Origin of the sequence: Pleomorphomonas carboxyditropha, from assembly GCF_002770725.1 — a bacterium.
GTDB lineage: Bacteria > Pseudomonadota > Alphaproteobacteria > Rhizobiales > Pleomorphomonadaceae > Pleomorphomonas > Pleomorphomonas carboxyditropha.
Map to the genome: position 1 here is coordinate 52,893 of NZ_NQVN01000024.1, position 21,420 is coordinate 74,312.

Annotated in this window: 18 protein-coding genes; 13 read left to right on the forward strand and 5 right to left on the reverse strand. The window is 65.2% G+C overall.

The window, feature by feature from the left end; genetic code table 11:
* Window positions 1-22: 22 nt before the first annotated feature.
* Window positions 23-1,129 carry a hydrogenase small subunit gene (locus CJ014_RS23265; protein ID WP_100082899.1) on the reverse strand — a complete coding sequence of 369 codons (1,107 nt, stop codon included), beginning with the start codon at window positions 1,127-1,129 and terminating at the stop codon, window positions 23-25.
* A gap of 289 nt (window positions 1,130-1,418) precedes the next feature.
* Between CJ014_RS23265 and CJ014_RS23270 the strand changes: the two genes are divergently transcribed.
* Window positions 1,419-1,790 carry an arsenate reductase gene (locus CJ014_RS23270; RefSeq protein WP_100082900.1) on the forward strand — a complete coding sequence of 124 codons (372 nt, stop codon included), beginning with the start codon at window positions 1,419-1,421 and terminating at the stop codon, window positions 1,788-1,790.
* A 17-nt stretch (window positions 1,791-1,807) separates the two neighbouring features.
* Here the strand turns inward: CJ014_RS23270 and CJ014_RS23275 are convergent, their stop codons facing one another.
* Window positions 1,808-3,286, reverse strand: coding sequence for a protein adenylyltransferase SelO (locus CJ014_RS23275; protein ID WP_100082915.1), 1,479 nt, complete (start codon window positions 3,284-3,286; stop codon window positions 1,808-1,810).
* A 785-nt stretch (window positions 3,287-4,071) separates the two neighbouring features.
* Between CJ014_RS23275 and CJ014_RS23280 the strand changes: the two genes are divergently transcribed.
* Entirely contained in the window at window positions 4,072-4,956 is an 885-nt protein-coding gene (locus CJ014_RS23280) for a tetratricopeptide repeat protein (protein ID WP_207765849.1), read from the forward strand.
* Window positions 4,957-5,088: 132 nt separating this feature from the next.
* On the opposite strand, the gene xth is transcribed toward CJ014_RS23280, so the two are convergent.
* The gene (gene xth, locus CJ014_RS23285; protein ID WP_100082901.1) at window positions 5,089-5,871 is read right to left on the reverse strand and encodes an exodeoxyribonuclease III; all 783 of its coding nucleotides are present in this window, start codon (window positions 5,869-5,871) and stop codon (window positions 5,089-5,091) included.
* A gap of 226 nt (window positions 5,872-6,097) precedes the next feature.
* Here xth and CJ014_RS23290 point away from each other — a divergent pair, with 226 nt between their 5' ends.
* Both CJ014_RS23290 and dnaE read left to right on the forward strand, forming a co-directional pair.
* On the forward strand, window positions 6,098-6,355 hold the full coding sequence (locus CJ014_RS23290; protein ID WP_100082902.1) for a hypothetical protein: 258 nt from the start codon (window positions 6,098-6,100) through the stop codon (window positions 6,353-6,355).
* Window positions 6,356-6,492: 137 nt separating this feature from the next.
* Entirely contained in the window at window positions 6,493-9,945 is a 3,453-nt protein-coding gene (gene dnaE / locus CJ014_RS23295) for a DNA polymerase III subunit alpha (RefSeq protein WP_100082903.1), read from the forward strand.
* Between the two features lie 30 nt (window positions 9,946-9,975).
* On the opposite strand, the gene CJ014_RS23300 is transcribed toward dnaE, so the two are convergent.
* Both CJ014_RS23300 and CJ014_RS23305 read right to left on the reverse strand, forming a co-directional pair.
* Entirely contained in the window at window positions 9,976-10,656 is a 681-nt protein-coding gene (locus CJ014_RS23300) for a uracil-DNA glycosylase (RefSeq protein WP_100082904.1), read from the reverse strand.
* 231 nt (window positions 10,657-10,887) lie between these two features.
* Window positions 10,888-11,466, reverse strand: a complete 579-nt coding sequence (locus CJ014_RS23305; RefSeq protein WP_100082905.1) for a LabA-like NYN domain-containing protein — start codon at window positions 11,464-11,466, stop codon at window positions 10,888-10,890.
* Between the two features lie 516 nt (window positions 11,467-11,982).
* On the opposite strand from CJ014_RS23305, the gene rpoZ reads away from it, so the two are divergent.
* The 9 genes from rpoZ to CJ014_RS23350 all read left to right on the forward strand — a co-directional run bounded on the left by rpoZ (window position 11,983) and on the right by CJ014_RS23350 (window position 21,180).
* On the forward strand, window positions 11,983-12,366 hold the full coding sequence (rpoZ, locus tag CJ014_RS23310) for a DNA-directed RNA polymerase subunit omega (RefSeq protein ID WP_100082906.1): 384 nt from the start codon (window positions 11,983-11,985) through the stop codon (window positions 12,364-12,366).
* A 214-nt stretch (window positions 12,367-12,580) separates the two neighbouring features.
* Window positions 12,581-14,791 carry a RelA/SpoT family protein gene (locus CJ014_RS23315; RefSeq protein WP_100082907.1) on the forward strand — a complete coding sequence of 737 codons (2,211 nt, stop codon included), beginning with the start codon at window positions 12,581-12,583 and terminating at the stop codon, window positions 14,789-14,791.
* A gap of 3 nt (window positions 14,792-14,794) precedes the next feature.
* Window positions 14,795-15,214, forward strand: coding sequence for a holo-ACP synthase (gene acpS, locus CJ014_RS23320; protein WP_100082908.1), 420 nt, complete (start codon window positions 14,795-14,797; stop codon window positions 15,212-15,214).
* Between the two features lie 144 nt (window positions 15,215-15,358).
* Complete coding sequence (lepB, locus tag CJ014_RS23325; protein WP_100082917.1) at window positions 15,359-16,114, forward strand: signal peptidase I; 756 nt, start codon at window positions 15,359-15,361, stop codon at window positions 16,112-16,114.
* Window positions 16,115-16,117: 3 nt separating this feature from the next.
* Window positions 16,118-16,813, forward strand: a complete 696-nt coding sequence (gene rnc / locus CJ014_RS23330; protein WP_100082909.1) for a ribonuclease III — start codon at window positions 16,118-16,120, stop codon at window positions 16,811-16,813.
* A 295-nt stretch (window positions 16,814-17,108) separates the two neighbouring features.
* Complete coding sequence (gene era, locus CJ014_RS23335) at window positions 17,109-18,035, forward strand: GTPase Era (RefSeq protein ID WP_100082910.1); 927 nt, start codon at window positions 17,109-17,111, stop codon at window positions 18,033-18,035.
* A 268-nt stretch (window positions 18,036-18,303) separates the two neighbouring features.
* Window positions 18,304-19,329 (forward strand): LacI family DNA-binding transcriptional regulator, encoded by a 1,026-nt coding sequence (locus CJ014_RS23340; protein ID WP_100082911.1) that lies wholly within the window; start codon window positions 18,304-18,306, stop codon window positions 19,327-19,329.
* A gap of 191 nt (window positions 19,330-19,520) precedes the next feature.
* Window positions 19,521-20,333: a 4,5-DOPA-extradiol-dioxygenase gene (gene ygiD, locus CJ014_RS23345; protein WP_100082912.1), complete on the forward strand. Its 813-nt coding sequence runs from the start codon at window positions 19,521-19,523 to the stop codon at window positions 20,331-20,333.
* Window positions 20,334-20,367: 34 nt separating this feature from the next.
* Window positions 20,368-21,180, forward strand: coding sequence for a carbon-nitrogen hydrolase family protein (locus CJ014_RS23350; protein ID WP_100082913.1), 813 nt, complete (start codon window positions 20,368-20,370; stop codon window positions 21,178-21,180).
* The last annotated feature ends 240 nt before the right edge of the window (window positions 21,181-21,420 follow it).

Consider the following 21,420-nt stretch of genomic DNA (forward strand, 5'->3'; position numbering starts at 1 on the left):
CAAGGCGCCCGCGCGCCGGCTGTTACTGCTGGTCGTGCGGTTCGTTGCGGCGGTGGTGGTCGTGCTTGCTGGTCAGGCGCTTGACGGCGGTCGCCGCCGTGTGCACCGCCACGCCGGCCACCACGGCGCCGGCGGCGGCAAGGCCGATCTGGTCGGCCGTCGCCTCGACCCCGAACTGCCGGATGGTGGTCAGCCGGTCGTAGAACGAGCCCTTGTCCCAGAAGCCCTCTTCCGAGCAGCCGATGCAGCCGTGGCCCGACTGGATCGGGAAGGAGACGCCGCCGTTCCAGCGGACCGTCGAGCAGGCGTTGTAGGTGGTCGGCCCCTTGCAGCCCACCTTGTAGAGGCAGTAGCCCTTGCGCGCGCTGTCGTCGTCCCAGCTCTCGACGAACTGGCCGGCGTCGAAATGCGGCCGGCGGTAGCATTTGTCGTGGATGCGCTGCGAATAGAACATCTTCGGCCGACCCTGGCGGTCGAGCTCGGGCATCTTGCCGAAGGTGACGATGTAGCTGATGACGCCGGTCATCACCTCGGCGATCGGCGGGCAGCCCGGCACCTTGATGATCGGCTTGTCGCGGATCACCTTGTCGATCGGCACCGCCTGCGTCGGATTGGGCTTGGCGGCCTGCACGCAGCCCCAGGAGGCGCAGGCGCCCCAGGCGATCACCGCCATGGCATCGCCGGCCATTTCCCTGAGCTTCTCGACGAACGGCCGGCCGCCGTCGATGCAGTACATGCCGTCCTCGTTGAGCGGCGGATTGCCCTCGACGGCGAGGATATAGCCGCCCTTGTATTTTTCGCGGGTTTCCTGAAGGATTTCATCGGCCTGGTGGCCGGCCGCCGCCATGAGGGTGTCGTCGTAGTCGAGCGACACCATCGACAGGACGACGTCCTTGACCAGCGGATGCGCCGAACGGATGAAGCTTTCGGAGCAGCAGGTGCATTCAAGACCGTGCATCCAGATGACCGGAATGCGCGGCTTGGTCTCCAGCGCCCGCGCCATCTCGGTCGCCGCCACCGGGCCGAGCCCGAGGCTCGCCGCGGTCAGGTTGCAGAACTTGACGAAACTCCGCCGCGTGATCCCCTGCCGGCGGATCACGTCATAAAAGGTCTCGGTCGCCGAACCCATGCCATTCCCCCGAAAAGCGTGCCAACGCTCGAAAATGGCCGGTCGGACGGCTGAAATACATGCCGGCCCGCGACTCTCGAACATTAGCAAACGCTCATGCAGCTTATGCCCCAGTTCAGAATGGGTCCAGATCACAAATCGTAGTGATGACTACACGAGCCGGGTTTTCGCCGTTGAAATAAAGGGATAGGCTGGAGGCGACGAGGGCGGTCTACGTGTCTTGCCGTATGAAACCGACCCTGGCGCCGGCTTCAGGAGAGCGGGCCGGCCACAACCAAGAGGTAAAGCGATGCCCGTTACCATCTATGGAATCAAGAACTGCGACACCATGAAAAAGGCCTTTGCCTGGCTCGACGAGCACGGCGTCGCCTACAGTTTTCACGACTACAAGAAATCCGGCATCGCGGCCGACAAGCTCGCGAACTGGATATCGCGCGCCGGCGGCTGGGAGCACGTGGTCAACAAGAGCGGCCTCACGTTTCGCGGCCTGCCGGAAACCACCAAGGGAAGCCTCGACGACGAGCGCGCCATCGCCCTGATGATCGAGAAGCCGAGCATGATCCGCCGGCCGATCATCGAAGCCGACGGCGGCAAGCTGATCATCGGCTTTTCGGACGAATCGTTCGTCGCCAGCTTCGACCGGTCCAACCCCGCGCCCTGAGCGGCGCCGGGCGCCCGTCAGGTCCCGCAGAAGGTCGCCGCCACGCGTTCCTCGGGACGCGGTGGCGACGCGAGGTCGGCATCCTCCGGCCGATCCTCGAACGGGCGCGTCACCGCCTGCAGCAGACGAATGTAGGCGGAGCCGTCGCTTCCGTCGATGATGGCGTCGAGCGCCTTCTCCACCTGATGGTTGCGCGGAATGATCGCCGGATTGACCGCCCGCATCGCCGCCGCGGCTTCGCCGGCAGAGCGGCTGCCCGCTGCCAGCCTTTGCCGCCAGCTCGTCAGCCAGGGCTCGACGCCGGCATTCCCGCCGAACAGCGACAGGAAGGGTTCGGTATCCGCCTCCGGATCGACGAGATCGGCGAGGCGGCGGAAGGCGAGGGTAAAGTCGGCCCGCCCCATCTGCATGACGGCGAGCAGGCCGGTCACCAGGTCGCGGTCGCCCGGCCGCTCGTCGGCGATGCCGAGCTTTTCCAGGAAGCGGCCGAAATAGGCGGTCTCGAATTCACCGGCGAAGCCGCTCAGCCGCTCCACCACCAGCTCGACCGCCTTGTCGCGGTCGTCCGAGAGCAGCGGCAGCAGGCACTCGCCGAAGCGGGCGAGGTTCCACTGGGCGATCTGCGGCTGCCGGCCATAGGCGTAGCGACCCTGGCGGTCGATGGAACTCAGCACCATGGCGGGGTCATAGGCATCTAGGAAGGCGCAGGGGCCGTAATCGATGGTCTCGCCGGAAATCGCCATGTTGTCGGTGTTCATCACGCCATGGACGAAGCCGACCGACAGCCAGAGGGCGATCAGTCTCGCCTGCCGCCGGACGACGCTTTCGAACAAGGCGGCATAAGGCGCGTCCGTCCCGGCAATCTCCGGGTAGAGCCGCTCGATCACGTAGTCGGCGAGGCGGCGGATGCCGTCCTCGTCGGAGCGGTGGGCGAAATACTGGAAGGTGCCGACCCTAACGTGGCTCGCCGCGACGCGGGTCAGCACGGCGCCAGGCAGCGGCCGTTCCCGCAGAACCGTCTCGCCGGTCGCCACCGCGGCGAGCGAGCGCGTCGTCGGAATGCCGAAGGCCGCCATCGCCTCGCTGACGAGATACTCGCGCAGCACCGGCCCCACCGCCGCCTTGCCGTCGCCGCGCCGCGAGAACACCGTACGGCCGGAGCCCTTCAGTTGCAGGTCCAGGCGCCGGCCGTCACGGGCGACCACCTCGCCGAGCAACACCGCCCGGCCGTCGCCGAGCGCCGGCACGAACTGGCCGAACTGGTGGCCGGCATAGGCGAGGGCGATCGGGTCGGCGCCGGCCGGCACCGCCGCGCCCGACAATGCGGCGACGCCCTCGGGCGAGGCGAGCGCCTCGGCGTCGAGGCCGAGTTCCCCGGCCAGCGTCGTGTTGAGCACCAGGAGCCCCGGCGACGGCGCCACCTCGGGACGCACGCGCTCGTAGAAACGGGCGGGCAGGCGGGCATAGCTGTTGTCGAAGGCGATGGAGAGCGGCAAGAACGGCTCCTCGAATCCCGACCGCAAGCGACGGTCTCGGCAACGTGGGGCGGTCACCGGACAATTGGCCGGCTCATATATACTCTACGTAGAGTTCTGGATAAGGCGGTGCAAGAGCCTGCCTATCCGGATCCATTGACCGGCGCGCCCGGGCACCACCAGCCTGATTCCAATAGAAACAATAGATTGCGACCAGTTTCTCAATTGAAAAATGAGCATACGAACAAATCAAATCCTCAAATATAAGGTGAAAAACACGAATCAACGCATTGATATATAAAGGGGAATTATAATCGACCATAGACGGCCTCTGCTTCACGACCTTCTCGATGGGAACTCGGGCATTCCCCGACCAACTTCCGGATTTGCCCGTCCAAGGCAGGCATGTCTCGGCCGAGTCTTCTTCGGCCGGCAAGCACTTTTGGGGCGCGATCAGAGAATCGCCGCCCGGTCGAACCGGCGCAATGCGAGCCGGAAAGGTTATCCGCGCCGACCCGCGGCCCGGGCCGCACCAGGCATCAGCATTGCCATCCGATTTTGGCCGCCACTGCCTGTGATGATTCCGCAACAGCGCAGTCAAACTCGCGGAAGCAGAATTCATTAGGCATAAATTGCCCCTATTCAGCCATAAACGAACCTGACCTTATCGCTGTAAAACAAGCGTGGGAAAGCGTGGCGTGGCCGTTGCCACGTGGCTGATGTTCTCACGGAGGTTCGTGGGATGGGCGCGATGCTCCTGGCATCGCCGACCGGAAAGCGGGCGGGGCGGAACGCCGAGAGTGAACATGTCGGGTGTCTGTGTCAGAAATGTCTGCAAGGTCTCCGTCGCCCTGTCGCTGGGGGTGATGTTCGGCTCGCAGGCCTTGGCCTTCGATCCGCAGGCCGCCACGAAGCAGGATGCGTGCTGCGATGCCGCGACCATGTCCACCTTGCGCGAAGCGACCCGAGCCTACTATTCGGGCGACAAGCGCGAGGCGGTAACCGGGCTGCTCGCCGCCGCGCAGAGCGGTCACCCGGCCGCCCAGTGGAAGCTCGGGCGCATGTACGCCAAGGGCGACGGCGTGGCCGAAGACGACATGAAGGCTTTCGAGTTCTTCAGCCAGTTGATCTCCGCCCATGGCGAGGACTCGCCGTCCTCTCCGGACGCGCCGTTCGTTTCCAGCGCCTTCGTTGAGGTCGGATCCTACTATCTGACGGGCATCGCCGATTCGGCCATCGTGCCCAACGTCAACCGCGCCCGCGAGATCTTCACCTACGCCGCTTCCTATTTCGGCGATGCGCTGGCCCAGTTGAAGCTCGGCAGCATGTATCTCGACGGGGTCGGCGTGGACCAGGATCCTCGCCAGGCGGCCCGCTGGTTCCTGCTCGCCGCCCGCAAGGGCCAGATCGACGCCCAGGCCAAACTCGGCGAGATGCTGGTCAGGGGCGACCAGATCGAACCCAATCCGGTGCATGGCCTGATGTGGCTGACCATCGCCCTGAAGCGCGCCGAACTCGCGCATCACGACGACGCCGGCATCCGCGCCGCCCATGAGGAGGCCTTCTCGCTGGCCAGCGAGGACGAGCGCCGCAAGGCCATCGCCCTGGCCGACCAGTGGCTCGTCGACAACGACGCCGCCTTCACCCAGGCCTATTCGGAACGCGCCATCGAGGCCTCGACCACCCGCTGACGGCACAGGCGCCGCCGGCTGAGTCGCCGCGCTAGATCGCCATGCGCCCTGACGGACGCAAAGTGACGATCCGGTCCTTTGTTATCGCATCGGATTTTCCGAAAACCGGTTCCCACTTTTCGGTCCGATGCCCTAGGCCCGAATCTCCACCACCACCGGCACATGGTCGGACGGCTTCTCCCAATCGCGGACGTCGTCCTCGATCTCCACGCCCGCGACCCGGTCGGCCGCCTGCGGCGACGCCAGGATATGGTCGATGCGGATTCCCCAGTTCCGCTGCCGCGCGCCTGCCTGATAGTCCCAGAAGGTATAGCGGCCCGGCCGGTCGTCGACGGAACGCAAAGCGTCCGTCCAGCCGAGGTTGACGATCGACCGGAAGGCGGCGCGGCTCCGCGGCAGGAACAGCGCGTCGCCGGCCCAGACGGCCGGATCGTGACAGTCGCGCGGCTCGGGAATGATATTGTAGTCGCCGCAGAGCAGGGTGGCTTCCTCGAGCGCCAGAAGGCCGGCGGCGTACCGCCTGAGCCGCTCCATCCAGGCGAGCTTGTAGACGTATTTGTCGCTGTCCGGCGGATTGCCGTTGGGCAGGTAGATGGATGCGACGCGCAGGCTGCCGTCAGGCACCGACACCACCGCCTCGATGTAGCGCGACTGCATGTCCCCGTCGTCTCCCGGAAGGCCGCGCCGGACCTCGTCGAGCGGCAGCAGCGACAGGATGGCGACACCGTTGAAGCCCTTCTGGCCGCTCAGGGCGACGTTGTAGCCGAGGCGCTCGAACGGTTCCGACGGGAAGGCCTCGTCGACGCACTTGATCTCCTGCAGGCAGACGATATCGGGCCGGCTTTTTTCCAGCCAGGCCGACGCCGTCTCGATCCGGGCGCGGACGCCGTTGATGTTCCAGGTGGCGATGCGCATGCAAACTTCCTCCGGCCGCCGTCTCGACGCTGGCGATTCCCACATTTCCGCCGCGCGAATCCTTCTCACACGCATGGGAACGTTACAAGAACTATTGTATTTTGATCTAGGTTAAGGGCATGCTTGACGAACGAACAAAGTTAGAACAATATGAGCCCCAACGCAGAACGAGGGGGTGAGGATGACTGTCATAAGTGCCAAGCTTTCCATTGGGGAAATCGAATGCATGGTCGGCGTCCGCTACAACCAGGCATCGCACGATAAGAACAAAACGGGATCATTGGCGCGTTCCGGCCAGGTTTTGCCCGGATTTTCAAGGGAAGAGGCGCCGACGGTCCGCGATTTCACGCTGTCGCCGCGCGAGCGTCTCGCCTCGGCGATTGCCTCGGCGGCCATTGTGCGCGACGTGGCGGCCCTCGGCGCCCTCGTGCTGTTCGGCACCATGCTGGTACTGGTGCTGAGCTCGGCCGACATGCTGGTCTGACCCTCGCGGCGGGCAGGCGAGTTTTCCACAAGCCGCCGGCGTCGCCACGAAACCACTCCGATCGCCTGGCCGGATGCGATAGCCTGTCGTCTCCGATCCGCCCGCGCGGTGGGTCGGCCTCCAACCGGAACAGGACGATGATCGGCGACGTCGGCTTCATTCACCTGCGCGTTCACAGCGCCTATTCGCTGCTCGAAGGGGCTCTGCCGCTCGTCAAGGCGCTGAAGCTGGCGGTGGCCGACAATCAGCCGGCGCTCGCCATCACCGACAGCGGCAATCTTTTCTGCGCCCTCGAATTCTCCGAAAAGGCCATCGAGAAGGGGCTGCAGCCGATCATCGGTTGCCAGATGGCCGTCGATTTCGGCGACGACAGCGCCGACCGCCGCCGCCCCGGCGGACTGCCGCAGGCGCTGCCCTCCATCGTGCTGCTGGCGGCGACGGCGGAAGGCTTCGCCAACCTGACGGTGCTGATGTCCCGCTCCTTTCTCGAATCGGAGCCGGGTGCGCCCGCCAATCTGCCGATCGGCCGTTTCGAGGGACTGACCGGCGGCATCATCGCGCTGACCGGCGGCCCCGGCGGTCCGGTCGACAAGGCGATCGCCGCCGGATTGATGCCGCAGGCCGAAAGCCGTCTTTCGCTGCTCGAGGAATTGTTCGGCGACCGCCTCTACGTCGAGCTGCAGCGGCACGGCACGCCTGAGGAGGTGATGGTCGAGCCGCATCTCGTCGAACTCGCCTATGCGCGCGGCCTGCCGCTGGTCGCCACCAACGAATGCTATTTCCCGACACGCGCCGACTACGAGGCGCATGACGCGCTGATCGCCATTTCCGAAGGGCGCATGGTCGCCGAGGACGATCGCCGCCGCCTTACCGAGGAGCATTATTTCAAGTCGCGCGCCGAGATGCAGACGCTGTTCGCCGACCTGCCGGAAGCGCTGGAAAACACCATCGAGATCGCCCGCCGCTGCACCGTCAGGGCGCCGAAGCGCAAGCCGCTGCTGCCGCGCTTCGCCGGCGCCGACGTCGACGACGTTGCGGCGGCCGAGGCGGCCGAGGCGGCCGAGCTGGCCCGCCAGGCCTGGGAGGGGCTCGCCCACCGTATCGAGAGCCACGGCCTTGCGCCGGGGCTGGCGCTCGAGGACTATCACAAGCGGCTCGAATTCGAGCTCGGCATCATCACCCGCATGAAGTTCCCCGGCTACTTCCTGATCGTGGCCGACTTCATCAAATGGGCCAAGGCGCACGGCATTCCCGTCGGGCCGGGCCGCGGCTCGGGCGCCGGCTCGCTGGTGGCCTTCTCGCTCACCATCACCGACCTCGACCCTCTCAGGTTCGCCCTGCTGTTCGAGCGCTTCCTCAATCCCGAGCGCGTGTCGATGCCCGACTTCGACATCGACTTCTGCCAGGACCGCCGCGAGGAGGTGATCCGCTACGTACAGGACAAGTATGGCCGCGGCCAGGTGGCGCAGATCATCACCTTCGGTTCGCTGCAGGCGCGCGCCGTGCTGCGCGACGTCGGTCGCGTGCTGCAGATGTCCTACGGCCAGGTCGACAAGCTCTGCAAGCTGGTGCCGCAGAACCCGGCCCATCCGGTGACACTGGTGCAGGCGCTCGAGGACGAGCCGCGGCTCAAAGAGGCGCGGGAGGATCCGGTGGTCGATCGGCTGATCGATATCTCGATCAAGCTCGAAGGCCTCTACCGCCACGCCTCGACGCACGCCGCCGGCATCGTCATCGGCGACCGGCCGCTCGACCAGTTGGTGCCGCTCTACCGGGACCCGCGCTCGGACATGCCGGTCACCCAGTACAACATGAAATGGGTGGAAAGCACCGGCCTCATCAAGTTCGACTTTCTCGGCCTCAAGACGCTGACGGTGCTGAGACGCGCCGTCGACCTCATCGAGCGCAAGGGCGTGAAGATCGACCTGTCGGCGCTGCCGCTCGACGACCCCAAGACCTACGAGCTGCTCACCCGCGGCGAGACGGTCGGCGTGTTCCAGCTGGAAAGCATGGGCATGCGCAAGGCCATCTCGGACATCAAGCCGGACCGCTTCGAGGACATCATCGCCCTCGTCGCGCTCTACCGGCCCGGCCCGATGGCCAACATCCCCGTCTACGGCGCCCGCAAGTTCGGCCTGGAGAAGCCGGACTACCTGTATCCCTCCATCGAGCCGGTGCTGAAGGAGACCTACGGCATCATCGTCTACCAGGAACAGGTGATGCAGATCGCCCAGATCCTGTCGGGCTATTCGCTCGGCGAAGCTGACCTGCTGCGCCGCGCCATGGGCAAGAAGATCAAGGCGGAGATGGACAAGCAGCGGGTCCGCTTCGTCGACGGCGCCGTCGAACGCGGCGTCGACAAGGCGCTCGCCGACACCATCTTCGACCTCCTGGCCAAGTTCGCCGACTACGGCTTCAACAAGAGCCACGCCGCCGCCTACGCGCTGGTCGCCTACCAGACCGCCTATCTCAAGGCCAACCATCCCGTCGAGTTCATGGCGGCGTCGATGACGCTCGAACTGACCAACACCGACAAGCTCAACGACTTCCGGCGCGAGGCGATCCGCCTCGGCATCACCGTCGAGCCGCCGTCGGTCAACCGCTCCGACGTGGTGTTCGAGGTGGACGGCAAGCATATTCTCTACGCGCTGGCCGCCGTCAAGGGCGTCGGCCAGGCGGCGGTCGAGCATATCGTCGCCGAGCGGGGCGACAAGCCGTTCCGGTCGATCTCCGATTTCGCCAGCCGCATCAATCCCAAGGCGATGAACAAGCGCATCCTGGAGGCGCTGACGTCGGCCGGCGCCTTCGATTGCCTGGAGCCGAACCGCAACCGGCTGTTCCAGGGGCTCGACGGCGTGATGGCCGCCGCCGCCCATCGGCTCGAGCAGCAGGAGAGCGGCCAGAACGAGCTGTTCGGCGGGGGAGGCGAGCCGGAGCCGGTCCGCCTGCCGGCCGTTGCCAACTGGCTACCCGAGGAAAAGCTGCAGCGCGAGCACACGGCGATCGGCTTCTACCTGTCCGCCCACCCCCTCGACGCCTATGAGGCGCTGCTCGGCCGTCTCCGGGTGCAGACCTGGGCCCAGTTCTCGGCTTCGGTGAAGCGGGGGGCGGCGGCCGGCCGGCTCGCCGGCACCATCGTCGCCAAGCAGGAACGCAAGACGCGCACCGGCAACAAGATGGGCATCATCGGCATTTCCGATCCGACGGGCCAGTACGAGGCGGTGATCTTCTCGGAAGGCCTTGCCCATTTCCGCAGCCTGCTCGAGCCCGGGCAGTCGGTGATCCTCCTGGTCAACGCCGAGGACAAGCCGGAAGGCATCTCGGTGCGCATCGACTCCGTGGAGCCTCTCGACCAGGCGGCCGGCAAGTTGCAGAACGCCCTGCGCATCTTCCTGCGCGGCGCCGAGCCGCTGGCCGCGCTCCGCGACGTGCTGAAGCCCGGCGGGGAGGGCGACGTGTCGCTGATCGTGCTCGGCGACCAGGGGCGGGGCGAGGTCGAGGTAAAGCTGCCGGGCGGCTACCGGGTGTCGCCGCAGCTCGCCGGCGCGCTCAGGGCGGTCGACGGCGTGGTGGATGTCGAGCTGGCCTGAGCCGGTGGCAGGCCGTTGTCCCCTCAGGAGTCAGCGGCCGTCGAGATCCTGCCGCACGGCGGCGAAGACGGCGCGGAACATCTCCGGCGTCAAGACGCCGGTGCTCGTGTTGTAGCGCGAGCAGTGATAGCTGTCGTAGAGGCGGACGCCGGGCAGGCCGTCGAGCGTATGGACGGCGCCATGGGCAAACTTGTGGCGGGCAAGCGGCACCCGCAGCGTCTTCAGCAACTGGTCGTGGGCGATCTTGCCGAGGGCTATGATGGCGGAAAGCCGCGAGAAGCTCGCCATCGTCGCGGCAAAGAAGCGCCGGCAGGTGTTGATCTCGTCGGTGGTCGGCTTGTTCTCCGGCGGCACGCAGCGCACGGCGTTGCAGATGGCGGCATCGATCAGCTCGAGGCCGTCATCGGGATCGGCGCGATAGACGCCGCGCGCAAAGCCGAAGTCGATCATGGTGTCGTAGAGAAGATCGCCGGCGTAATCGCCCGTGAATGGCCTGCCTGTACGGTTGGCGCCGCGAAGCCCCGGGGCAAGCCCGGCGATCAGCAAACGGGCGTCCGACGTTCCGAAGGTCGGAACCGGCGCATTGAACCAGTCGGGATGGGCGGCCCGCTGGACATGCCGAAAACCGGCGAGGCGAGGGCACAGGCCACAGTCCCGGTCGGGCTCCACCGGCTGCCCCGCGTATTCGGCAAGCGTTCCACGGCTCAGCATGCGAATCTCCTGCGCCCTGCTTCGGCAAGGCAGCGGGTATATAGCGCTTCCACGGCGGCGGCGCGAAAAACCGCGCGCCCGTCGCAGAACGCGGGGGCGAAGATTGCGACGACTGGCGTTTGTCCGGGAAATGACCGGTGTCCAACCGCCGTCACCGACGACGGCAAAGCGTCGGCGCGGGACCGGCAGCAGCCCGAAATGCCGGACGACAAGCATCCGGCACTTCAGCCTTTAGTCCTCGTCGTTCGCTCCCGACCGCTCGACAGGGCGGGCCGGCCGCTCGTTGGGGTCGCGGCTGATACGCGCGGCGAGATTGGCGAGGTCGATGAAATGATCGGCCTGGCGGCGCAACTCGTCGGCCACCATCGCCGGCTGAGTCTGCAACGTCGAGACGACCGAAACCTTACGCCCCTTGCGCTGGATGGCCTCAACCAGCGAGCGAAAATCGCCGTCGCCCGAGAACAGGACGATGTGATCGACGTGTTCGGACAGCTCCATGGCGTCGACCGCCAATTCGATATCCATAGATCCCTTGACCTTGCGCCGGCCGGTGGAATCGAAAAATTCCTTGGTCGGCTTGGTCACAACCTTGTAGCCATTGTAATCGAGCCAGTCGATCAATGGACGGATGGAGGAGTACTCCTGGTCTTCAGCGAGTGCAGTGTAATACAGCGCTCTCAAAAGGTAACCCTTAGCGCTGAATTCCTTTAGCAACCTACGGTAATCAATATCAAACCCAAGGGCCTTGGCAGTCGCGTAAAGATTTGCACCATCGATGAAGAGGGCTATTTTTTCGCGTTCGTCAAACATTAGTTTTTTGCTTACCTCGCAACCGGCGGTCGTTAACAATACTTCGTTTTGGTGATTTTTTGTTCACGCGCTCGAAGAAATTTTCATCGTTCGAAACCAGCGTGCATCGTTTCTGCCCGCCAACATTTCGCACATTAGCCCGCCTGTTATCAAGTTTCGGCCGGACAACCAAGTTAAAACGGTTTCATCTGTTGGATTCCCACGGAAAATGGCAGAAAAGGCCGCCGCTTCGACCAATGGCGCATGCATTGGCCAAGCGATTTGCAGAAACCCGGACGCGATCACCACATCTTGAAGCTGGTGTGAACGGTCGCCGCCCGGATTGAAGATGGATGTTCGCCCGCATCTCCGCTTGCTTTTCCGCCGTCCTCCGCATATCTACACCATGAGTTCGGCAGCTTTGTTTCATGTAAATGAGATGAGGCGGCCGGAAGCGAAAATCGCACTCTCAGGGCGCTTGCCGGACGGGATGCCGTTCGCGCAGGCGAAATTTGTTTCTGAAGCTGGAGTTGGACTATGGCACGCGTCACTGTCGAGGACTGCATCGACAAGGTGGACAACCGCTTCGAACTGGTGCTGCTGGCCAGCCATCGCGCCCGCATGATCTCGTCCGGTTCGCCGCTGACGGTCGATCGCGACAACGACAAGAACCCGGTCGTCGCCTTGCGGGAAGTGGCGGAATCGTCGATTTCTCCCCAGGACCTCAAGGAAGACCTGATCCACTCGCTGCAGAAATACGTCGAGGTCGACGAGCCCGAGCAGGAGCCGGTGGCCGGTCTGATCGGCGCCCCCGGCGACAGCGGCGATGACGACGAGATCGTCTTCGACCAGATGTCGGAAGAAGACTTGCTGCGCGGCCTCGAGAGCATGGTGCCGCCCGAGAAGGTCGAAGAAATCTGATTGCCGATCACGGCTGACGCTTTTGGCGGGCGGACCGGTTTCGGTTCGCCCGTTTTCATTTGTCGGCAACGGATTGAAAAGGCTCGTCTCGCTTTTCCGCCGGCGCCGTCATGAATGAACTACTTTCCGAATTGGTGTTGCTATAGCTTGATTTTAGAAGCCGGCCCGAAAGCGGATTCGCAGCGCCCGGCAAGGAGAGGAGTGACCGTCCCCGATGATGCGGCAGTACGAACTCGTCGAAAGGGTGCAGCGCTACAACCCCAATTGCGACGAGGGTCTGCTCAACCGCGCCTATGTCTACGCCATGCAGAAGCACGGCACGCAGAAACGCGATTCGGGCGATCCCTACTTCTCGCATCCGCTCGAAGTGGCGGCCATCCTCACCGACCTCAAGGTGGACGACGCGACCATCGTCATCGCGCTCCTGCACGACACCATCGAGGATACCGACGCCACGCGGCAGGAAATCGACCAGTTGTTCGGCGTCGAGATCGGCCAGCTGGTCGAGGGCCTCACCAAGCTCCAGAAGCTCGATCTCGTCTCCAAGCGCACCGCGCAGGCGGAAAATCTCAGGAAGCTGCTGCTCGCCATCGCCGAGGACCTGCGCGTCCTGCTGGTCAAGCTCGCCGATCGCCTCCACAACATGCGCACGCTGCATTTCGCGCCGGAAAGCAAGCGCGGCCGCATCGCCGAGGAGACGATGGAGATCTATGCGCCGCTGGCCGGCCGCATGGGCATGCAGGACATGCGCGACGAGCTCGAGGACATCGCCTTCAAGACGCTGCATCCCGACGCCTTCAGCGCCATCCAGGCCCGCCTCGATGAAATGGAGGCCCTGCAGAAGGACCTCATCGCCGACATCGAGAAGGAGCTCAAGGAAAACCTCGAGGCGCGCGGCATCGCCGCCGTCGTCAAGGGGCGGCGCAAGCAGCCCTATTCGATTTTCCGCAAGATGATCGACAAGCAGCTCGGCTTCGAGCAGCTCAGCGACATCTACGGGTTCCGTGTGCTGGTCGACGACGTCGACACCTGCTACCGGGCGCTCGGCGTCGTCCATCAACTGTGGCGAACGGTGCCGGGCCGGTTCAAGGACTACATCTCGACGCCCAAGCCGAACGGCTACAAGTCGCTGCACACCACCGTGGTCGGCCCGCATCGCCAGCGCGTCGAGCTGCAGTTCCGCACCCACGGCATGCAGCAGGTCAACGAATACGGCATCGCCGCGCACGCCCTCTACAAGGACAAGATCAGCGAGAGCGGACATCTGCCGCAGCTCGCCGACGACACGGCCGCCTATGCCTGGCTGCGCCAGACCGTCGAGGCCCTGTCGGAGGGCGCCAGCCCCGAGGAATTCCTGGAAAACACCAAGCTGGAGCTTTTCCAGGACCAGGTGTTCTGCTTCACGCCGAAGGGTCTGCTGATCGCCCTGCCGCGCGGCGCCACGCCGATCGACTTCGCCTACGCGGTCCATACCAACATCGGCAACACCTGCGTCGGCTGCAAGATCAACGGCCGCATCACGCCGCTGGTCACCGAGCTGAAGAACGGCGACGAGGTGGAGATCATCCGCTCCAAGGCGCAGGTGCCGCCGCCGACCTGGGAGACCATCGCCGTCACCGGCAAGGCCCGCGCCGCCATCCGGCGCGCCACGCGCGAGGCGACGCGCAAGCAGTTCGCCTCGCTCGGCCGGCAGGTGCTCGAGACGGTGTTTTCGCGCGAGGGCCGGGAGCTGACCGATGCGCTCTTGGAGCAGGCGCTGCCCCGCCTGTCGCAACCGACGGTGCCGGACTTGCTCGCCGCCGTCGGGCGCGCCGAGATCCCGTCTGCCGACGTGCTCAAGGCCTGCTTCCCCGCCTATCGCGAGGAACGGGCCGCCCGGCAGACGGCCGCGCAGCGGCAGGAAGGCGGCTGGTTCTCCTTTGCCGCCCAGGCCGGCATCAAGTTCCACGGCGATTCCGATTCGATCCGCGCCCATGGCCTGCCGATCCGCACCGTCGCCGCCGACCTGCCGGTGCGCTTCGCCCCCGATGGCGGCGCCGTGCCGGGCGACCGCATCGTCGGCATCGTCGAGCCGGACGTCGGCATCACCATCTATCCCATCCAATCGCCGGCGCTGGTCGCCTTCGAGGACAAGCCCGATCGCTGGCTCGACGTGCGCTGGGACATCGACAGCGAGGACCCGATCCGCTTCCCCGCCCGCATCTCCATCCAGTCGTTCAACGAGCCCGGCTCGCTCGCCCGCATCGCCAAGGCGATTTCCGACAGCGACGGCAATATCGACAATATCGGCATGGCGCGGCGCACGCCCGACTTTCACGAGATCGTCGTCGACCTCGAGGTCTGGGACATCAAGCACCTGACGCAGATCCTCAACGAGCTGCGCGTGCTGCCCAATGTCAGCAAGGTGGAGCGCGTCAACGGGTAGGCCATGATCATCGGTATCGGTTCAGACCTGATCGACATCCGCCGCGTCGAGAAGACGCTGGAGCGCTTCGGCGAGCGTTTCGTCAGGCGGGTGTTCACCGATGTCGAACGCGAGCGCTCGGATCGCCGGGCCAACCGCGCCGCCTCCTACGCCAAGCGCTTCGCCGCCAAGGAGGCCTGCTCCAAGGCGCTCGGCACCGGCATCCGCATGGGAGTCAACTGGCGCGAGATGGGCGTCGTCAATCTCATGACCGGACAGCCGACCATGCGTCTCGAAGGTTCGGCGGCGGCGCGTCTGGCGGCGCTGACGCCAAAGGGCCTCGTTCCCCGCATCGACGTGACCATCACCGACGACTATCCGCTGGCCCAGGCCTTCGTGGTGATCTCGGCCTGGCCGCCGGACTGGCCGGGGAGCAGCGGCTGAGCCGCCACAATTCGGCTTGCTTTTCGGCTTTTCGTTGCGTCGCCGGTGCCGCTCCGATAAAAGGCGCCGAGGTCCGGGCCGCCGCGGATCGGTCGCTTCGGCCGGCAGGGGTTCGGAATGAGACTCCGATTGAAGGGCGGCCACATGTCGGCGACCAAACAGCGTGCGGAATCCAAGGACGGCATCTGGGAGACGATCAAGGTGATCGTCGAGGCACTACTTCTTGCGCTCGTGGTGCGCACCTTCCTGTTCCAGCCCTTTTCGATCCCGTCGGGCTCGATGATGCATACGCTGCTCATCGGCGATTACCTGTTCGTGTCGAAATACTCCTACGGCTACAGCAAATATTCCTTCCCCTTCGGCCTTGCCCCCTTCGATGGGCGCATCTGGGCGAGCGCGCCCAAGGCCGGCGACATCGTCGTGTTCAAGCTGCCGGCCGACCATTCGACCGACTACATCAAGCGCGTCATCGGCCTGCCCGGCGACAAGATCCAGATGAAGGGCGGCGTGCTCTTCATCAACGGCGAGCCGATCAAGCGCGAGCATACCGGCGAATTCGTCGAGAAGGGGCCGTTCGGCAACGACATCAAGGCGCAGATCTGGCGGGAAACGCTGCCCAACGGCGTATCCTACGACACGCTCGACATGGGCACCACGGCCGGCGACGACACCCGCGAGTTCGAGGTGCCGCCGGGCCATTATTTCATGATGGGCGATAACCGCGACAATTCCGCCGACAGCCGCATCGACGGCTCCGGCGTCGGCTACGTGCCGTTCGACCATCTGGTCGGCAAGGCGCAGGTCATCTTCTTCTCCATCGACGAAAGCGCCAAGCCCTGGATGTTCTGGACCTGGCCCTGGACGGTGCGCGTCGACCGCATGCTTTCCATGCTGAACTGATCCATGAACAACCATCAGGCACAGATCCTGGAGGCGCTCGAAGGGCGCCTCCAGTATCGTTTCAACGACCGCGCCGGCCTTCTGCGGGCGCTCACCCACCGCAGCGCCGTGCCCGGCGACCAGGTGGCGCACGAAAGCTACCAGCGCCACGAATTCCTCGGGGACCGCGTGCTGGCGCTGGTGGTGGCGGAAATGCTGTTCACCGCCTATCCGCGGGAAGAGGAGGGCGATCTTGCCCGCCGCCTCAACCAGTTGGTGCGCCGCGAGACCTGCGCCGAAGTGGCCACCGACCTCGACCTCGGTTCGGTATTGCGGCTCGGTACCGGCGAGCGCCAGTCGGGCGGCCGCCGCAAGGAGGCGATCCTCGGCGACGTGGCCGAGGCGGTGATCGCCGCCATCTACCTCGACGGCGGCTTCGACGCGGCCAAGGATTTCGTCCTGCGCAACTGGAAACCCCGCATGGAAAGCCTGACCGGCCCCTTGCGCGATTCCAAGACGCTGCTGCAGGAGTGGGCGCAGGGCCGCGGGCAGGGGCTTCCCTCCTATGCCATCGTCGAGCGCTCCGGCCCCGACCACGCGCCGACGTTCCGCGTCGTCGTTACCATCGACGGCGAGCAGGTCGGCGAAGGGCAGGGCAAGTCGAAGCGCGACGCCGAGCAGGCCGCCGCCGCGGAGGCACTGGCCAATCGGGTGGGGTGAAGGAACTGCCGCTGGCGGTCGATGCGTCGGGAACTCGTTGGTTGCCGAAGGCCTTCGGCCTCACCCCTCTCTCCAACTCTCCCCCACAAGGGGGGAGAGGGCACGGCTTGGTTCCAGTCGGAACCGATCGGCCGGAAAGCAATCTCCGTTCGGCTCGACGAACCCTCTCCCCCCTTGTGGGGGAGAGTTGCAGAGAGGGATAAAAACCAATCCGTAACCGATCCTTACATTCGCTATTCAGTCCGAAAGGAATGACTTAATCTTGGCCACCCTTCCGCCTCCGGAGAGAGACGCGATGACCGACGAATCCGCCCCGTCCGCCGACCTGCCCACCCGCGCCGGCTTCGTCGCGCTGATCGGCGCGCCCAATGCCGGCAAGTCGACGCTGCTCAACCGCCTGGTCGGCGCCAAGGTGTCGATCGTCAGCCACAAGGTGCAGACGACGCGCGCCATCATGCGCGGCATCGCCATGCACGGTTCGTCGCAGGTGGTGTTCGTCGACACGCCGGGTATCTTCGCGCCGAAGCGCCGGCTCGACCGCGCCATGGTCGATACCGCCTGGTCGGGAGCGGCCGACGCCGATGTCGTCTGCCTGCTGGTCGACGCCAAGCGCGGCCTGGCCGAGGAAGTGACGCAGGTCGTCGACAAGCTCGGCGAGCTCCGGCATCCCAAGGTGCTGATCCTCAACAAGATCGACACGGTGAAGCGCGAGAGCCTGCTGGCGCTGGCCGCCGACCTCAATGCCCGCGTCGGTTTCGAGGCGACCTTCATGGTGTCGGCGCTGAACGGTTCGGGCACCGAGGATCTCCTCGGCCATCTTGCCGCGCGCGTGCCGGAAGGGCCGTGGCTCTATCCGGAGGACCAGCTTTCCGACCTGCCGATGCGCATGCTGGCGGCGGAAATCACCCGCGAGAAGGTGTTCATGCGCCTCCACGACGAGCTGCCCTATTCCTCGACCGTCGAGACCGACCAGTGGAAGGACCAGAAGGACGGTTCCGCCCGCATCGAGCAGACCATCTTCGTCGAGCGCGAAAGCCAGAAGAAGATCGTGCTCGGCAAGGGCGGCGAGACCGTCAAGGCCATCTCGATCGCCGCCCGCAAGGAATTGACGGACATCCTCGAACGGCCGGTGCACCTGTTCATCTACGTCAAGGTGCGCGAGAATTGGGCCGACGACCCCGAGCGTTACCGGGAGATGGGGCTGAACTTCCCGCGGCATTGACCGGACGGGGCAGGGCAGGCGCGGCAGCCGTGCCGGTTTGCCGCCCTGCGCCTCCATCGCCTCTTACGCTTGCCTTTGTCCCGAAGTTGTCTCGGATGAGGCCGAAAGCGCCGTTTTCTTTGTCCATGCGGACAAGAAAATAAATGTCATAGCCAAATTCGTGACCAATAATCGCCTTCCCTCCGCATTCCCCTGATTGACATCGGTGTCACAACCTGATTTTCTGTCGCGTGTGACAGCGATGTCATCAACGGCCGGGGAGGGGTAGTTGGTTACGATCAAGGATGTCGCCCGCGAGGCGGGCGTGTCGCCCAAGACCGTGTCGCGCGTCGTCAACGACGATCCGGCGGTCAACGGCAAGACGCGGGAAGCCGTGGCCGAGATCATCAGGCGCATGCACTACGTGCCGGATCACGCGGCCCGCATGATGCGCATGTCGCATTCCTCGGTGGTCGGCCTGATGACCGATGCCGTGGCCACCACGCCTTACTCGGTCGACATCGTGCGCGGGACCCAGGCGGGCCTGAGGGAGCAATCCCGCACCATGCTGATCGCCAATACGGACGGCGACCCGGGGCAGGAGCAGGAATACTGGCGGGTGTTCCGCGCCCACAAGGTGGCGGGCGTCGTCTATGCCACCATGTATCATCGCCCCGTCGACCTCGGCGCTCCCGATTTCGAGCGCGGCATCGTGCTTGCCAATTGCTATTCGGCGCGGCGCAGCCATTCCTCTGTCGTCCCCGACGACGAGGGAGGGGGATATACGCAAGCCCGCCATTTGATCGAGCTCGGCCATCGACGCATCGGCATCGTGTCGCTGAGCCCGGTGCTGCGCGCCACGGTGCTGCGGGGCGCCGGCTATCGCACCGCCTTCGCCGAAGGCGGGCTTCTCTACGATCCCGCCCTGGAAATCCCCGGCTTTATTACCCGGCCGGACGGCGGAGAGGACCTCGTGGCCTATGACGCGGCGCTCGGCCTGCTGCGGCGCGCCGACCGTCCGACCGCCATTATCTGCGGCAACGACCAGATCGCGGTGCAGATTTACGCCGCGGCGGCCGCACTCGGCCTGTCGGTTCCCGACGACCTCTCGGTGATCGGGTTCGACGACATGGCGGTGATCACCCGCACGCTGAAGCCCATGCTGACCTCCGTGGCGCTGCCATATTTCGAAATCGGCCGCATCGCCGTCGATATTCTCGGCAGGGTCAATGGCGAAATCGACGGGCCGGTCGTGCCGCAGGTGCTGGTGCCCTGTCCATTGGTGGTCCGCCAGTCCTGCCGCCAGCTGGTTTAGCGGCTTCGCCGGGGTGCGCCGGATAGGGCAGTGCTCCGTCCATGACTGTTCACCATTGAAGGACAATATAGTCACAAAGCCTTGGCTTGTATCACAGGAACTGGCTTTCTAGATTTGGGTCGAACATGGCCGCGTCCCGTGCGGCCGAGGAGAGGTCGGCTTGAGACGACCTCCGAAAGGATAGTTCGATCATGGCTGGTCTTGGTCGTCACTTCGCCGATCTTCCCACGACGCCGCGCATGCCGGCCCTGTTCGTCGGCCATGGCAGCCCGATGAACGCCATCGAGGACACGCCCTACAGCCGCGCCTGGCGTGAGCTCGGCGCCCGCCTGCCGGTGCCCAAGGCGATCCTGGTGGTTTCCGCTCACTGGATGACGCGCGGCGTCACGCTGGTGCACGTCAAGGACCATCCGGTCACCATTCACGATTTCGGCGGCTTTCCCGACGAGTTGTTCGCCCAGCGCTATCCGGCGCCGGGCGCCCCCGGCTATGCCGAGGCGACCATCGACCTTGTGAAGAACCACCACATCGAGCCCGACGAGCGCTGGGGCCTCGACCACGGCGCCTGGTCGGTGCTGATCCAGATGTTTCCCAAGGCCGACATCCCGGTGTTTCAGCTATCGGTCGACCTCAGCCGCTCGCCCGAGGAGCACTTCGCGCTGGCCGAGGAGCTGAAGGCGTTGCGCGAGCGCGGCGTGATGATCATCGGCTCGGGCAATCTCGTCCATAATCTCCGGGCGATCGCCTGGGGCGGCGGACCGGCCTACGACTGGGCCGAAGAGTTCGACGCCCGCATGGCCGAGGCGATCGGCAAGGGCGACTACAAGTCCGTCGTCGACGCGCCGAAGCTCGGCCGCATCGCCCAGTTGTCGCATCCGACGTTCGAGCATTTCTTACCGTCCCTCTATCCGCTGGCCGTCGCCGACAAGGCCGACCAGCTCAGCTTCTTCAACGAGGGCATCGATCTCGGCTCGATCTCCATGCGTTCGTTCATGCTGGCTTGACGTAGCGGCCGGCGAAGACCGAGGATGGCCGGCCATGGAGGAACATGCCGTGACCGGTCCCCGATTGCGGATCGCGCTGGCGCAGGTGACCGCCGGCGCCGACTTCGACGCCGTCGTTGGCCGGGCGGCCGGCGAGGGCGCCGATGTCGTCGTCTTTCCCGAGATGATCTCCAACGGCTACGCCCGCTTCGATCCCGCGGACCCGGCCGCCCGCGCCGCCTGGATCGAGGCCGCCGAACCGCTCGACGGCGCCTTCATCGGCCGGTTCCGCGCGGCCGCCCGCCGCCACGGTATCGCCGTGGTGGCGACGCTGCTCGAGCGCGCCGCGCCGCAGCCGTTCAACGCGGCACTCCTGATCGATACTTCGGGGGAAATCGTCCTTCACCAGCGCAAGCGTCACATCTGCTTCTTCGACGCGCCGGAGGAGGCCTGCGCCGCCGGCGACCGTTCGGCCGTGGTTCGCCTGCCGACAAACGCCGGCGAGGTGTCGGTCGGCATGATGATCTGCATGGACCGCGAATATTCCGACGTGGCCGACGATCTCGTCCGGCAGGGCGCCGAGGTGGTTCTCGTTCCCAATAGCTGTTGGCTGCGCGACGACCCCGAAATCGGCGACGTCCGGCTGTGCGGCGTGCGCGCCATGGCCTTCGAGACCGTGATGGCCATCGCCGTCGCCAATTATCCGGCCCCCAAGGACGACGGCCATTCGGTCGTCGTCGATCCGCTCGGCCGGATCGTCGCCATGGGCGGCACGGCGCCGGATCTCGTCGTCGGCGATATCGATCTCGAAGCGCTGCGGCGGCTGCAGAAAAGCGAGTGGTTCCGCCGGGTATCTCCTCAGCGCTGAAGCGGACACGCTTCAACGGGATTGCACTCAAAGGCCCATGGGGCGGCAGGGGAAACCAGGTTTCACGGCGTCTGCCTGCCCGGACGCCCATACCCGCGATTCGCATAATAGATATTATGGAACGGAGACGTCATTTCGCGACTGTTGCTTTTTGGGCCGTAATGACCGTTTTGGCGGTCGCGCAATCTCTGTGTAAAGGGTCTTTTGGGCTGTTGCTTTCCGGGTCGCTTGGTCGGACTA

Bases quoted from the DNA above. Each gene is read 5' to 3' on its own strand.
- lepB (WP_100082917.1), top strand. From the start codon at position 15,359: ATGTCGGCGACCAAACAGCGTGCGGAATCCAAGGACGGCATCTGGGAG.
- ygiD (WP_100082912.1), top strand. From the start codon at position 19,521: ATGGCTGGTCTTGGTCGTCACTTCGCCGATCTTCCCACGACGCCGCGC.
- rpoZ (WP_100082906.1), top strand. From the start codon at position 11,983: ATGGCACGCGTCACTGTCGAGGACTGCATCGACAAGGTGGACAACCGC.
- CJ014_RS23350 (WP_100082913.1), top strand. From the start codon at position 20,368: ATGGAGGAACATGCCGTGACCGGTCCCCGATTGCGGATCGCGCTGGCG.
- CJ014_RS23270 (WP_100082900.1), top strand. From the start codon at position 1,419: ATGCCCGTTACCATCTATGGAATCAAGAACTGCGACACCATGAAAAAG.
- CJ014_RS23280 (WP_207765849.1), top strand. From the start codon at position 4,072: ATGTCGGGTGTCTGTGTCAGAAATGTCTGCAAGGTCTCCGTCGCCCTG.
- acpS (WP_100082908.1), top strand. From the start codon at position 14,795: ATGATCATCGGTATCGGTTCAGACCTGATCGACATCCGCCGCGTCGAG.
- CJ014_RS23305 (WP_100082905.1), bottom strand. From the start codon at position 11,466: ATGTTTGACGAACGCGAAAAAATAGCCCTCTTCATCGATGGTGCAAAT.
- CJ014_RS23315 (WP_100082907.1), top strand. From the start codon at position 12,581: ATGATGCGGCAGTACGAACTCGTCGAAAGGGTGCAGCGCTACAACCCC.
- dnaE (WP_100082903.1), top strand. From the start codon at position 6,493: ATGATCGGCGACGTCGGCTTCATTCACCTGCGCGTTCACAGCGCCTAT.
- CJ014_RS23265 (WP_100082899.1), bottom strand. From the start codon at position 1,129: ATGGGTTCGGCGACCGAGACCTTTTATGACGTGATCCGCCGGCAGGGG.
- xth (WP_100082901.1), bottom strand. From the start codon at position 5,871: ATGCGCATCGCCACCTGGAACATCAACGGCGTCCGCGCCCGGATCGAG.
- era (WP_100082910.1), top strand. From the start codon at position 17,109: ATGACCGACGAATCCGCCCCGTCCGCCGACCTGCCCACCCGCGCCGGC.
- CJ014_RS23290 (WP_100082902.1), top strand. From the start codon at position 6,098: ATGGTCGGCGTCCGCTACAACCAGGCATCGCACGATAAGAACAAAACG.
- rnc (WP_100082909.1), top strand. From the start codon at position 16,118: ATGAACAACCATCAGGCACAGATCCTGGAGGCGCTCGAAGGGCGCCTC.
- CJ014_RS23300 (WP_100082904.1), bottom strand. From the start codon at position 10,656: ATGCTGAGCCGTGGAACGCTTGCCGAATACGCGGGGCAGCCGGTGGAG.